Here is a 13,022-nt window from a genome sequence, read left to right on the forward strand (position 1 = left end):
CACTGTCCAGCCACCGATTACAAGTAGCGAAAGGTTGACACCAGGCGTTTCCAGGGTGTAAATAGAAGGCTGTTTTTATGTGATATGGGAGTTTTGGGGATGGGTGAAAAAAAAGCGGAAAAGCGGTCGTGCTGAGGGATAAAAGCCGCCTTGGTCAATGATTTCTGACCGGCGGCTTTTTTTACTGTAACAGCGGACATATCGGATAAATTGAAGGAGAGCTCACTCTCAAGCTGACCAACTTCAATTATACCTATTTATACTTGAAACTAGATATAAATGTGTATAAATTGCTCGCCATTTCGTGTGTCCGGCGTGCGGGGCTGCCGTGCCTATTGAGGTTTGGCGGGGCGGTGAGCTCTGTGGTAACTGTTTTTTTCAGGATAAATTGAAGGAGAACTCCCCATGGCAATGACAGTTGAAATCAAAGGCAATAAGCTTTGCATCGAAATTGACCTGGAAAAGCCGACACCCTCTGCATCCGGGAAAACCCTCGTGGTTGCCAGCACCAGGGGGAATGCCGTTACTACGGCCGAGGTTGATGGCAAACCGGTGACGATAGGGTTGAATGCGTATATTAAGCCGTGAAGGGAGAGGTGTTGAGGGCTGAAGGAATTTAAAATTGATTTTTCAAGAACTGGCCTTCCTTGCCCCTGCTTATTCTTCTCAGATTTTTGTAAAATTTAGGATGACTATATTGTTCAGGAGAGCATCTGCGTGTTGACTGGTGAAAACAAGGCAAAGATTGACAAGATATGGGATGCGTTCTGGACGGGTGGGATTTCCGATTCCCTGCGGGTGATCGAGCAGATGTCGTACCTGCTGTTTATCAAGCGGCTGGATGACCTCCACACGGCAAAGGAGAAGAAGGCCAACCGGCTGGGCAAGCCGATCGAGGAGCCGATCTTCGGGCCGAAGCAGGATCATCTGCGCTGGTCGCGCTTCCGGGAGTTCGAGGCGGGGGAGATGTTCCGCGTGGTGAGCCAGGAGGTCTTCCCCTTCATCAAGAATCTGCACGGCAACGAGGAGAGCGCCTACGCCCGGCACATGAAGGACGCTATCTTCATGATCCCCACCCCGAGCCTCCTGGAGCGGGTGGTGGAGCAGATCAGCCAGGTGCCGATGGAAGACCGGGACACCAAGGGGGACCTGTACGAGTACATGCTCTCCAAGCTGACTACTGCCGGCAGAAACGGCCAGTTCCGCACCCCTCGCCATATCATCAAGATGATGGTGGAGCTGATGCAGCCCCGGCCCGACGATATCATCTGCGACCCGGCCTGCGGCACGGCGGGCTTCCTGGTGGCGGCCGGAGAATACCTGCGCGAGCATCACGGCGATTTGTTCCATAATGAAAAGCTGAAGAAGCACTTCAACGAAAAGCTCTTCAACGGCTTCGACTTCGACTCCACCATGCTCCGCATCGCCAGCATGAACATGATGCTGCACGGTGTGGAGAACCCGGCCATCGAGGCGCGGGATTCGCTTTCCAGTGCTGCCGACATAGCAGATGCATATACCCTGATTTTAGCCAATCCTCCCTTCAAGGGGTCGCTGGATGAGGATACCGTCGCCAAGGACCTGCTGCGTACGGTCAAGACCAAGAAGACCGAGCTGCTGTTCATCGCTCTGATGCTGCGGCTGTTGAAGCCGGGCGGGCGCTGTGCGGTGATTGTTCCGGACGGGGTGCTGTTCGGCTCCAGTAAGGCGCACCTGGACCTGCGCAAGATACTGGTGGACGGCCACAAGCTGGAGGCGATGATCTCCATGCCCTCCGGTGTGTTCCGCCCCTATGCGGGGGTCTCCACCGGAATACTGATCTTCACCAAGACCAACTCCGGCGGCACGGATCATGTCTGGTTTTACGACATGCAGGCCGATGGCTTCTCGCTGGATGACAAGCGCAATCCGGTGGAGCAGAACGATATTCCCGATGTAGTAGAGTCGTGGCTTCGGCTCCGCTCAGCCACCGGGCTTCTCTCAACTGCCGGGCAGGTCGAAGGTGGTACGCTGAGCGGAGTCGAAGCGGGACGTACCGCCAAATCCTTCCTCGTCTCGGTGCAGGAGATTCGCGACAACAAGTACGACCTCTCCATCAACCGTTACAAGAAAGTGGAGCATGAGGAGGTGGCCTACGAGCCGCCGCAGGTTATCATTGCCCGGTTGGAGGCGCTGGAGCGGGAGATTGCCGGGGAGTTGGCGGAGTTGGCCCTTCGACTCCGCTCAGGGAACGATTAAGGTCTGGCTTCGGCTCCGCTCAGCCACCGGGCGTCTCCGTTTGCCGGTGCGGTGGTTTTCGGTGGCTGAGCGGAGTCGAAGCCAGGTTTAGGGGAATATCCAGCATGCCCTACATGTACATCCTCGAATGCGCGGACGGCAGCTACTACACGGGAAGCACCAAGGATCTGGATCGCCGTCTTTGGGAGCATCAGAACGGACTGGGCGCGAATCATACAGCCAGGAGGCTTCCCGTAAAACTTGTTTACTGTGAGGAATGCGACCGCATCGATGACGCGTTCTATCGTGAAAAACAGGTTCAGGGATGGAGCCGAAAAAAGAAAGAGGCTTTGATGGCAAGTGATACAAATCAGCTTCATCGGTTGGCGGTTTGTCGGAATGAAAGCCATTGTGCTGGCTTCGGCTCCGCTCAGCCAGCGGACACCGACACCGCTCAATTAAAAGATAACCTTGCCTGTTCCCTGAGCGGAGTCGAAGGGAACAAAAAGGGGATGGTGGAATGAAGTACTCTTATGTTCCACTAGGTGGACTTGTAACAATATCCGGTGGTGGTACGCCGAGTCGGAATAATGATGCTTACTGGGGTGGCAGCATTCCATGGGCTACGGTAAAAGACCTTAAAGACACCATGCTTTCCGGCACGCAAGAAACAATTACTCCCGAAGGACTTAGAGATAGTGCATCGAACCTGATTCCTGCGGGCAGTGTGATCGTTGCAACACGCATGGGTCTTGGTAAGGTTGCAATCAACACGATGGATGTAACCATCAATCAGGATTTGAAAGCGTTTTCATGTGGCGCTGATCTTGAACCTCGTTATTTGCTGTATTTCCTTCTCGCGAATGCTTCACATCTCGATTCAATGGGAAAAGGAGCTACCGTCAAGGGCATTACGCTTGATGTTCTTAAAGATCTTTCCGTCCCTCTCCCCCCACTCCCCGAACAAAAGCGCATCGCTGCCATCCTCGACAAGGCTGATTCTATCCGGCGAAAGCGGCAGGAGGCGGTACGGTTGACTGAGGAACTGCTGCGCTCGGTGTTTCTGGATATGTTTGGTGATCCGGAAAGTAATAACTGGCCGATGATGACCATAGCCGGAGTTGCGCTGCCAGGAGTTAGCGCAATTCGGACCGGGCCATTTGGCAGTCAACTCCTACACAGCGAGTTCGTCGATGAAGGCGTTGCAGTTCTGGGGATTGATAATGCTGTAGCTAATGAATTCCGTTGGAACGAACGCCGCTATATATCTGAGGCAAAATATCGCGAATTATCACGATATACCGTAAGACCAGGCGACGTCATTATCACTATTATGGGAACATGCGGTCGGTGTGCAGTTGTACCGGACGATATACCAGTTGCAATCAATACAAAACATCTTTGTTGCATCACGCTTGACCAAACAAAATGCCTGCCGGTTTTTGTTCATGCATATTTTCTACAACATTGCATTGCCCGACGTTACCTGGAGAAAACAGCTAAAGGTGCAATAATGGACGGCCTGAACATGGGTATTATCAAGGATATGCCAATTCCTATACCCCCTCTAAAGCTCCAGGAAAAATTCGCATGTTCTATTGCAGCTATTGAAAAATTAAGACACACGACTCGGTCAACCTTGGCAGAACAAGACACCCTCTTTCACTCTCTCCTGCAACGCGCCTTCAATGGGGCGTTGTAAACCGAGCTTCGACTCCGCTCAGCCACCGCGCTTCGACTCCGCTCAGCCACCGCGCTTCGACAACACTCAACACAATTCCGCTCTCTTCACTCTGTGGCTCAGCTTCCAAATGTTGCCCGGTCCCTGAGCGGAGTCGAAGGGCCGCTCAGCCGATGTTAAATTTTGGACAGACAGAAACAATTTGACCTTTTCATGTCCATAACGTACAATTTGTACAAATGGAGGTTGTCATCATGACCAAAATATCAACAGCAGAAGCCCGCAATGATTTCGCCGATGTCATCAACCGGGCATCGTTCGGCAAGGAACGCTTTGTCCTGACGCGGCGAGGTAAAAAACTGGTCGCGATTGTACCGGTTGAAGACCTGGAGCTTCTCGAAGAGATGGAAGACCGAATGGACGTTGAAGCGGCCAAGGCGGCCCTGGCAGAATCCGATGAGCGGGTTTCGTATGAGGATTTGCGTCGTGAGCTGGGGCTTAAATGACCTATCGGATTGAGTTGACCAAGACGGCGGAACGGGATTTATTGGCTGTTCCCAAACCAGTTTTGAAACGGCTGGATGCTTGCATCCTCGGACTGGCAGACGATCCGCTGCCGCCGGGAGTAAAGAAGCTCAAGAACAGTGACGGCCTGTACCGTGTGAGAGTGAGCGATTATCGCATTATCTACCGCATTGAGCAGGAAATTTTGACTGTCCTGGTTGTCAAGATAGGCCACCGGCGGGAAGTTTATCGTTAGCATCAATTGCCTTTTTCAATGATATCCCGGAGGGGTAGTGTCCAATTTCACCTTCCTCAACACCGACTGGCCCGAGCTGTGTGAGATAGCCCGCGAAGCCGAGCAGAACGTCAACAGCGCCCCTCGGACCAGTTGTTTCTATGCCCGGCGCTCGCTGGAGAGGGCGGTGAAGTGGCTCTATACCAATGACTCCTACCTCAGGCAACCCTACGCCGACAACCTGGCCGCACTGATCCACGAACCGACCTTCCGGGAGAACCTGGAACCCTGCCTCTTCCCCAAGATCCTCACCATCCAGAAAATCGGCAACCTGGCCGTCCACAGCGACAAACCGATCAGCAACAGTGATTCCCTCCACACTCTCAAAGAACTCTTCCACGTCCTCTACTGGCTGGCCCGCAGCTATTCCCCAAATGCGGCGGCCATTGGCAAACCGCTCTTCGACATCTCCAAAATCCCGCAGAAGGACAGTGCCGTTGCCGACCGCAACGCCGAGCAGCTGGCCAGGATGCAGGCCGACCTGTCGGAAAGAGACGCCAGACTGGCCGCTAAGGATGCGGAGCTGGCCAGGACGATAGATGAAATAGAGGCCCTCAAAGCCAGGATTCAGCCCCGGCCATTTCGACCTGATCGTCATCGACGAGGCCCACCGCTCTGTCTACCAGAAGTTCTGCGCCATCTTAGAGTATTTCGACTCCCTGCTGCTGGGGCTTACCGCCACGCCGCGGGCCGAGGCGGACCGGGATACCTACCGGCTGTTCGAGCTGGAGAAGGGGGTTCCCACCTACTACTACGAGCTGGGGCAGGCGGTGACGGACGGCTTCCTGGTGCCGCCAAAGGCCCACTCGGTGCCGCTCAAGTTCCAGCGGGAGGGGATCAGCTACAACGAGCTCTCCGAAGAGGAACAGTTGGAGTACGAGGAGAAATTCTGGGACGAGGAAGCCGGCGGCATGCCGGAGAAGATCGACCCGCCGGCCTTGAACAACTGGCTGTTTAACATCGACACCGTGGATAAAGTGCTGGAGCACCTGATGCGGCACGGTCTCAAGGTGGCTGGTGGCGACCGATTGGGGAAAACGATCATCTTTGCCAAGAACCACAACCACGCCCTCTTTATCCAGGAGCGCTTCGACGCCAACTACCCCCACCTGAAAGGAAAGTTCTGCCGAATCATCGACAACTATGAATCCTATGCCCAGAGCCTGATCGACGACTTCTCGGTAAAGGAGAACGACCCGACCATCGCCATTTCGGTGGACATGCTGGACACCGGCATCGACGTGCCGGAAATCGTCAACTTGGTCTTCTTTAAGCTTGTCCGCTCCAAAACCAAGTTCCACCAGATGATGGGGCGCGGCACCAGGCTCTGCAAGGAGCTGTTCGGGCCGGGAGAGGACAAGAAGGAGTTTTACGTCTTCGACTACTGCCAGAATTTCGAGTTCTTTGCCGAAAAACCGGAAGGGGTGGAGAGCGGCAGCCAGGAGTCGCTGGGCAAGAAGATCTTCAAGCAGCGTCTGAACCTGCTTGTCCGCCTGCAACAGCCGGACTACCCGGCCAGCGACGAAGAGCGGCGCCTGCGGGGGAGTCTGGAGGATACCCTGCATGGCGAGGTATCCGTGATGAACCCGGACAACTTCATCGTCCGTCCCCATCGCCGACATCTGGAGAAATACAGTGCCAGGGACAAGTGGAACAGTTTGAGCGCGGAAGACGAACTGGAAGTGAGGCTCCATCTGGCGGGACTGCCGGCGGAGCTCCCGCAGGAAGACGAGACCGCCAAACGCTTCGACCTGCTGTTGCTGAACCTGCAACTGGCACTGTTGGAGAAATCCGGCTCCTTTGCCCGTTACCGGGACAAGGTGATGGAGATCGCCGCCCGGCTGGAAGGGAAAGGGACGATCCCCATGGTGGCACAACAGATGGAGCTGATCCTGGAGCTGCAAACGGAAGGGTACTGGGCCGGTATTACTCTGCCCATGCTTGAAGAGGTGCGCGTCCGCTTGCGGCAGCTGATCAAGTTCCTGGACAAAGGCGAGGCGCGGATCGTCTATACCGACTTCGAGGATAGTATCGGCGACCATACTCCCATATTTGTGCCGGGTTATTCCAGTGCGGAGGATATGCGCCAGTATCGGCTGAAGGTGGAACGCTTCATCCGCGACCATGCCGGGCACATCACCATCAACAAGCTGCGGATGAACCGGCATATTACCCGGCAGGACCTGGAAGAGCTGGAGCGGCTATTGTTTACAGCGGAAGAGGTGGGGAGCCGGGAGCGTTTCGAGAAGGTCTTCGGCCACCAGCAGAGCCTAGGGGCGTTTATCCGCAGCCTGGTCGGCCTGGACCGGGAAGCGGCCACCGAGGCCTTCGGCGAATTCCTGCACGGCACGACCTACTCGGCTACCCAGATCAGGTTCATCGATCAGATCATAGCTTATCTGACCCAGAACGGCACCATGGACCCCGGACTGCTCTACGAGCCACCATTTACCGATATTCACGACGAAGGGTTGGACGGGGTGTTTGGCGATGAGGGGGCGACGAAGATTATACATTTGCTGGAAGAGATCACCCTGAAGGCGGCTGTGTAATCAAATCCCTACGCGATGGACAAATGAAAAATTCCGCTCAGTTCATGCTGGATAGCACACAGGAACAGTTGAAACTGATTGCGGATGATGTGGGGGAAAGCGATGAATCGGCATGACCAGCCGTACGACTGGCAGCGGTTCTGGATACACTTCGTGTGCGGCGCCCTGATTGGCGGTGGAATCGGTTTTTTCTACTGGTTCCGTCACTGGCACGCCGGGCTGTCCGTGTGGGGTTGCACCGCCTTTCCGTCGCTGGCTCTCGCCTTGCTCGGTGGGGTATTCGGGGACTGCTTCTGGGAGGGTTTCCTCAAATTCATCCGCCGCTGGTACTGGTGGGTGTGACGAGAGAGGTAATAGTCAAAGGACCGATCAAGCCGGATCGGACAGATCGGTTTGTCGCACTACCGGGAAAGCAGGAGAGCCATGAGCACTCATTCTTCAGCACTTCGCCCTCACGGCGGCTACCGCCGCCTGCGGTCATTTCAGGTGACCGAGATCATTTACGACGGCACGGTCTCCTTTTGCGACCGTTTCGTAAGCAAGCGGTCGCGGACGCATGACCAGATGGTGCAGGCCGCACGCAGCGGGCGGCAGAACATCGCCGAAGGGAGCAGGGCATCGGCAACTTCGAGCCAGACGGAGTTGCGGCTGGTGAACGTCGCACGCGCCAGCCTGGACGAACTGCTGCTGGATTACGAAGATTTTCTTCGCCAGCGGGGTCTGCGTCAATGGGAAAAGGACGACGCAGAGGCCCGAGCGGTGCGGGCAGCGGGGGTAAAGAGGAAAACTGATCCGACTGATCGGTCGGATCGGACTGATCGGTCGGATCGGACTGATCAGTCGGATAGTACGGCTTATGCCGCTTGGCTTGAAAACGCCGATCCGGCGGTGGTCGCCAACACGCTGATCTGCCTGATCCACCAGGCGAATTATCTGCTCGACCGGCAGATCGTCGGGCTGGAAAAGCAATTCATCCAGGAAGGCGGCTACAGCGAGCGGCTGCACGCTGCCCGGCTGGCGGAGCGGCATAAGCAGAATCAGACTGATCCGTCGGATCGGACCGATCGGTCCGAGAAAAAGCTTTGTCCAGCTTGTGGCAAGCCAATGGTATTGCGCACGGCCCGGAAGGGCTCCAACGCTGGCTCGCAGTTCTGGGGGTGTTCGGGGTATCCCGAATGCAAAACTACCCTGCCGGTGCAACCGTAAAGAACCAGAAGAAGACCGCGTCATGAAGCTCCATTTCCTTCTCCTGGCCGTCATAGCCGTAAGGGCAGGGGGCAATTCAATGGGGGAAATAGGGCCTGATACAGGCAGAAAAGAGCAGATTGGACAGGATTTCCGGAGGAATGATGAAGAAACCCTTTTGTATCTGGGAAGGCGATACCCTGGTGCTTAATATTCTCGGTACGCCCAATGCCAAACGGGACGCCATCGGCAAGGTGAAGGGGCATCAGCTCTGTGTCAGTGTAACGGCGGTCCCCCGCGCCGGGCGGGCAACCGATCATATGGTGCGATTTCTGGCCGATGAATTTGGCGTATCGGTCAGCGATATCCAGGTTGTATTCGGGCGCATGAATGTCAATAAACAGCTGCGGATCAAGGCACCAAAGCGCCTGCCGTCGGTCATCGGGCAGCAGGAGTTGTGCTAGGCTGGACAGACATCAACAGCGTGAAGGAGAAGATATGAGCGACATGATCGAACTGCTGAGGAAACGCCGCAGCATCCGCAAATTTACCCCGGAAAAGGTTGCACCGGAAACCGTTGAGCTGCTCATCGAGGCGCTCCTCCGTGCACCGTCCTCCAGGAGCATCAACCCATGGGAATTCGTCGTGGTCGATGACAGTGAGCTTCTTTCAAAGCTCTCCCGATCTAAAGAGCATGGCTCCGAGTTCCTGAAAAACGCCCCCCTCGCTATCGTCGTATGCGCCGACAGCACCAAGTCGGACGTATGGGTCGAAGACTGCTCCATAGCCTCGATAATCGTGCAGATGGCGGCGCTATCAATGGGGCTGGGGAGTTGCTGGGTGCAGATACGGAACCGCAGGCACGACGCCGGCAGATCCGCGGAGGAGTATATCCGGGAACTCCTCGGCCTGCCGGAACATATCAAGGTGGAATCGATCATCGGCATCGGTCACCCAGGAGAGAAAAAAAGGGCCGTACCGGCCAAGGACCTGCAATACGAAAATGTGAAACGCAATCGCTACGCGTGAAAGACGATGTCATAAGAAATGCTGCGGGAGAGTTGACCCATGAAGACATACCGTAAGGAATTATGGTTCGAAACCAGGAAACGTCGGAAGTTGATCAACATCACCCCCACTGTTGCGGAGTGCCTGCAAGAGAGCGGCATCCACGAGGGGCTTCTCCTCTGCAATGCCATGCACATTACCGCCAGCGTATTCATCAACGACGACGAGGCCGGCCTGCACCAGGACTTCGAGGTGTGGCTGGAGGGGCTGGCCCCGGAGAAACCCTACTCACGCTACCGCCATAACGGCTACGAGGACAACGCCGACGCACACCTCAAGCGGACCATCATGGGACGGGAGGTTGTGGTGGCGGTGACCGACGGGAAACTGGATCTCGGGCCGTGGGAACAGGTTTTCTACGGCGAGTTCGACGGAATGCGGCGAAAGCGGGTGCTGGTCAAGATCATCGGCTCCTGACTCTGATCGCAACCCTTTCCTGGAGGTGGCGGAGTCGGTCAGTCCCGGGGAGCGGTCTGGGGTGCTGATTTGTAGTCTGGCGGCGGTGGTGGAGGCGCGGTTCGCCGCACACGCCGTGTCCGCATTCCGGGTATCTGGTTTCCCTTGGCGTACATGCACTGCAGATATGCGTTGTCGTACCGCCGTTGTGCCTCATATCCATAATACTGACCGGCGCTGGCGCCGGAGGCCGTTCCGACGAGAAGGCCGCTGCCGGCGCCGATGGCTGCGCCGGTCCCCGCATCCCCTGCTGCGGCGCCGAGGGCCGCGCCGATACCCGCGCCGACGATCGTGCCGACGGCAGCCCCTGAGACGGTGCTCTCACTCATTGCCTCCTGGGGAGAGATCCCAATCTGCTGGCCAGCCCACTGTCTGCAGATTATGTCATCGACCTGAAACACCTCGAAGGGTTTGTCGGGCGCCGGGAGCACCAGCACGCTTGGCCCCGTCGGGATCGTCGCGCATCCGGCCAGCGGCAGCAACACAAGAAAACACAGGATTCCTGGCATGCGTATCATGGTTCAATCCTCCTCGTCCCTGGGCGGCGGCGCAGGAATAACCTTCAGCCACCCTTTCGGACACTGTTTTACATACGGATAGTAACCCTTCGGGTCCTGGCAGAAATACCAGTAACTCGGTTCCTCCGGTTGGATATATTCGTAAGACTGCGGCGGGGCGGCTGCAGGCGGTGCTCCGTAATACGGGTAATACGGGTAATACGGGTAATACGGGTAATACGGGTAATACGGGTAGGTGTAATACGGATAGTATGGATAGTACGGGTAACCCCACCATCCTGGCCCGACCCAGACACCGACCCCGACGCGTCCGCCGTGCCCGCCTCCGTCATGCCAACCTCTGCCGTGCCAGCCTCCTCCGCCAGACCAGGTGCCGCCGCCACGAACTCCACCGCTACGAACTCCACCGCCACGAACTCCACCGCCACGAACACCACCACTACGCACTTCACCGCCACTCACTCCGCCTCCACTCACTCCGCCGTCACGCACGGGAGGGGCAGTGTGCGTGGGGAGGGAATTTGCCAGGATCAGCGCTATGGTCGCAAGGGCAATACAAATGATTCTTTTCATATCAGCCCCCTTTTGCGTGAAGTATTTTATGAAAAATTATACCATAAATCAGCATGTTCTGCTTGCACAACGGCGACAACGGAGTGGCTCCTTTCTCCGTATGGGACCAGACCCCCCCCGCCGATTTCCCCGCTTGCGGGTACATCGGAAGCACAACCAATCCTTATGCAAAAAAGCCCGCGTGATGCGGGCTTTTTAATTTCTTTTGCAGCTTTTTACCGTGGCCAGACCGATTATCACGAGGGGATTGATACTGAATCAGTTGCGCAAGAAAGCCTGGCGGGTCAGGTTCAAGGGTAACGCCCTACTCAATACGTATTTCCCCTTTCATCCCCAGGTCGACATGCCCTTCGATTGTGCAGATGAGATGGTAGCTTCCCGTCGTCACGGGGATGAAATACAGATCAAGGGAACGTCCGGGGTACACTTCGATAGCAGTGAAATAGGGGGTCTTTACCTCGCCGTCGGTATTTGACTGGAGTTTTCGGGTGGCGACTGCCCGGAAGAATCCCTCCGCGGTAAAGTAGTGTTTCTGGGTGCCCTTATTCTCGATAACGAGCTTGTAGGGAACCCCCTGGCGGAAGACGATGGTCGCTGGATTGAAGGCAAAGTCGGTCATGGTGACGGTGGTGGTTTCCATCTTTGACCAGTCGGCGGCCTTGACCCGGTCTGCTGCGTCCCGCACATAAGTTGCATGATGGTGGCCACAACCTGAAATGACAATGGTCGCTGCCGTCAGAATAATGGTCAGTAATATTTTTTTCATAGCGTCCTCACTTTTCCGGAAGCAGAGGATAGTCGGTGCAACTCCTGCCTCGCCAAACGATGATGCTCCTGTGGACAGTTTATCATTATATATAACCTCCGCAAGAAACCCAAGGCGGTTGGCGGACTCATGCCGGGACGGTCCGGTGACGCTGACCAATGGGGAAATCAGGTTGACAGTGAAAGGCTCGGGGGCAGATACTATCTTGACAGGTAATTATAAGGATAATATCTTACCTTGATGCCGGGCAAATTTGTCGCAACGGGGGGAGAGCGAGCAATCCATGGGTTCAGCCGGTAAGAAAAACCACTACCACAGTGTCAAGGCGGCTGTCCTGGTCCTGCTTCTGGTCGTGCTCAGTGTCCTCGTCTGGCGTGAGGCTCCGCCGGAGTTATTTGATCCGAAATGGATTGAAGACTTTCTGGAAGGGGGGGGCAGGCTGGCGCCGCTCTTGTTTGTGCTGCTCAGGGTCGTCGCGATTGTGGTGACCGTCGTCCCCAACGCTCCCCTCGATATCGCCGGAGGCGTGCTCTTCGGGCCTTTCTGGGGAACTATATACTCGCTGCTGGGGTCCGAGGCGGGGGCCATTGCCTGTTTTCTCCTCGCCCGTCACCTCGGCAGGGAGGCGATCACCCGGCTTCTGCATCGGGATATCACCTTCAGCGACCGGATTGCCCGGCGCCATCTTGCATACATCGTCCTTTTTGCCCGTCTTGAGCCGGTATTCTCTTTCGCCCTCGTCAGCTACGGGGCCGGCCTGACAGGGATGTCGCTGCGCTCCTTTGCCCTGAGCACGCTGATCGGGATGACTCCAGGCACCATTATCCTCAACTACTACGGGAAGAGTTTTTTCTCCGGCAGCATTCTGCTGCAGGTCTCCCTGGGGCTCGTTCTCGTGGTATTGCTGTTCGTCGTCCCGGTCTGGATCAAGCGGAAAAACCCCTGGGGGTGGTATGATAAAATGACCGGGGGCGGCAAAATGAGGTAGGTTGCCCACGCTCGATGGAGCGAGCCGTCCGATAAACCGATCAGCCGTATCGATTCCCTCCACACCTGCATCAGGAAGATCCCAAGAAACATAACCACATGCATGTCTCACGCGATGGCGCAACGAAAGGTTTATAAACTATTTTTGGATCATGGTTTTAAATCGTCGCACCGTCGCTTAAAGTCGCCTACTTTTGGTGCGTCGTTGCGTGCCCCCTTC

Annotated in this window: 17 protein-coding genes and 2 pseudogenes; 16 read left to right on the forward strand and 3 right to left on the reverse strand. The window is 56.0% G+C overall.

The features are described from left to right. Positions 1-405: 405 nt before the first annotated feature. The 14 genes and pseudogenes from GURA_RS10615 to GURA_RS10675 all read left to right on the forward strand — a co-directional run bounded on the left by GURA_RS10615 (position 406) and on the right by GURA_RS10675 (position 9,919). Positions 406-588 carry a hypothetical protein gene (locus tag GURA_RS10615; RefSeq protein ID WP_011938980.1) on the forward strand — a complete coding sequence of 61 codons (183 nt, stop codon included), beginning with the start codon at positions 406-408 and terminating at the stop codon, positions 586-588. Between the two features lie 129 nt (positions 589-717). Further along, positions 718-2,238, forward strand: a complete 1,521-nt coding sequence (locus GURA_RS10620) for a type I restriction-modification system subunit M (protein WP_011938986.1) — start codon at positions 718-720, stop codon at positions 2,236-2,238. A 104-nt stretch (positions 2,239-2,342) separates the two neighbouring features. Continuing rightward, positions 2,343-2,741 (forward strand): GIY-YIG nuclease family protein, encoded by a 399-nt coding sequence (locus tag GURA_RS10625; protein WP_083764856.1) that lies wholly within the window; start codon positions 2,343-2,345, stop codon positions 2,739-2,741. Beyond that, complete coding sequence (locus GURA_RS10630) at positions 2,738-3,919, forward strand: restriction endonuclease subunit S (RefSeq protein ID WP_011938988.1); 1,182 nt, start codon at positions 2,738-2,740, stop codon at positions 3,917-3,919. The genes GURA_RS10625 and GURA_RS10630 overlap by 4 nt, the downstream gene beginning before the upstream one ends. A gap of 233 nt (positions 3,920-4,152) precedes the next feature. Next, positions 4,153-4,404 (forward strand): type II toxin-antitoxin system Phd/YefM family antitoxin, encoded by a 252-nt coding sequence (locus GURA_RS10635; RefSeq protein WP_011938989.1) that lies wholly within the window; start codon positions 4,153-4,155, stop codon positions 4,402-4,404. After that, positions 4,401-4,658: a type II toxin-antitoxin system RelE family toxin gene (locus tag GURA_RS10640; RefSeq protein ID WP_011938990.1), complete on the forward strand. Its 258-nt coding sequence runs from the start codon at positions 4,401-4,403 to the stop codon at positions 4,656-4,658. Before GURA_RS10635 ends, GURA_RS10640 begins: the two co-directional genes overlap by 4 nt. A 37-nt stretch (positions 4,659-4,695) precedes the next feature. Then, positions 4,696-5,013, forward strand: a pseudogene (locus GURA_RS25335) (DUF4145 domain-containing protein); the annotation flags it as partial. Between the two features lie 280 nt (positions 5,014-5,293). After that, a pseudogene (locus GURA_RS25510) lies at positions 5,294-5,434 on the forward strand (DEAD/DEAH box helicase family protein); the annotation flags it as partial. Between the two features lie 33 nt (positions 5,435-5,467). Further along, positions 5,468-7,249 carry a type I restriction-modification enzyme R subunit C-terminal domain-containing protein gene (locus tag GURA_RS10650; protein WP_041245398.1) on the forward strand — a complete coding sequence of 594 codons (1,782 nt, stop codon included), beginning with the start codon at positions 5,468-5,470 and terminating at the stop codon, positions 7,247-7,249. A 102-nt stretch (positions 7,250-7,351) separates the two neighbouring features. Further along, entirely contained in the window at positions 7,352-7,591 is a 240-nt protein-coding gene (locus GURA_RS10655; protein ID WP_157046178.1) for a hypothetical protein, read from the forward strand. A gap of 81 nt (positions 7,592-7,672) precedes the next feature. Beyond that, the gene (locus GURA_RS10660; protein ID WP_011938992.1) at positions 7,673-8,455 is read left to right on the forward strand and encodes a four helix bundle suffix domain-containing protein; all 783 of its coding nucleotides are present in this window, start codon (positions 7,673-7,675) and stop codon (positions 8,453-8,455) included. 140 nt (positions 8,456-8,595) lie between these two features. Continuing rightward, positions 8,596-8,898, forward strand: a complete 303-nt coding sequence (locus GURA_RS10665) for a DUF167 domain-containing protein (RefSeq protein ID WP_456152159.1) — start codon at positions 8,596-8,598, stop codon at positions 8,896-8,898. 34 nt (positions 8,899-8,932) lie between these two features. After that, positions 8,933-9,463, forward strand: coding sequence for a nitroreductase family protein (locus tag GURA_RS10670; protein ID WP_011938994.1), 531 nt, complete (start codon positions 8,933-8,935; stop codon positions 9,461-9,463). Between the two features lie 39 nt (positions 9,464-9,502). After that, on the forward strand, positions 9,503-9,919 hold the full coding sequence (locus GURA_RS10675) for a secondary thiamine-phosphate synthase enzyme YjbQ (protein ID WP_011938995.1): 417 nt from the start codon (positions 9,503-9,505) through the stop codon (positions 9,917-9,919). 38 nt (positions 9,920-9,957) lie between these two features. On the opposite strand, the gene GURA_RS10680 is transcribed toward GURA_RS10675, so the two are convergent. Beyond that, entirely contained in the window at positions 9,958-10,476 is a 519-nt protein-coding gene (locus tag GURA_RS10680) for a glycine zipper family protein (protein ID WP_011938996.1), read from the reverse strand. Positions 10,477-10,479: 3 nt separating this feature from the next. Further along, complete coding sequence (locus GURA_RS10685; protein WP_011938997.1) at positions 10,480-11,049, reverse strand: hypothetical protein; 570 nt, start codon at positions 11,047-11,049, stop codon at positions 10,480-10,482. Positions 11,050-11,214: 165 nt separating this feature from the next. Here GURA_RS10685 and GURA_RS25110 point away from each other — a divergent pair, with 165 nt between their 5' ends. Further along, a complete protein-coding gene (locus GURA_RS25110) occupies positions 11,215-11,349 on the forward strand; it encodes a hypothetical protein (RefSeq protein WP_268741745.1) in 135 nt (44 codons plus the stop codon). Between the two features lie 4 nt (positions 11,350-11,353). Here GURA_RS25110 and GURA_RS10690 read toward each other — a convergent pair whose 3' ends face one another. Then, positions 11,354-11,815 (reverse strand): cupredoxin domain-containing protein, encoded by a 462-nt coding sequence (locus GURA_RS10690; RefSeq protein WP_011938998.1) that lies wholly within the window; start codon positions 11,813-11,815, stop codon positions 11,354-11,356. 283 nt (positions 11,816-12,098) lie between these two features. Between GURA_RS10690 and GURA_RS10695 the strand changes: the two genes are divergently transcribed. After that, positions 12,099-12,803: a TVP38/TMEM64 family protein gene (locus GURA_RS10695; protein WP_011938999.1), complete on the forward strand. Its 705-nt coding sequence runs from the start codon at positions 12,099-12,101 to the stop codon at positions 12,801-12,803. The last annotated feature ends 219 nt before the right edge of the window (positions 12,804-13,022 follow it).

It is taken from the genome of Geotalea uraniireducens Rf4, from assembly GCF_000016745.1.
GTDB classification, from domain to species: domain Bacteria; phylum Desulfobacterota; class Desulfuromonadia; order Geobacterales; family Geobacteraceae; genus Geotalea; species Geotalea uraniireducens.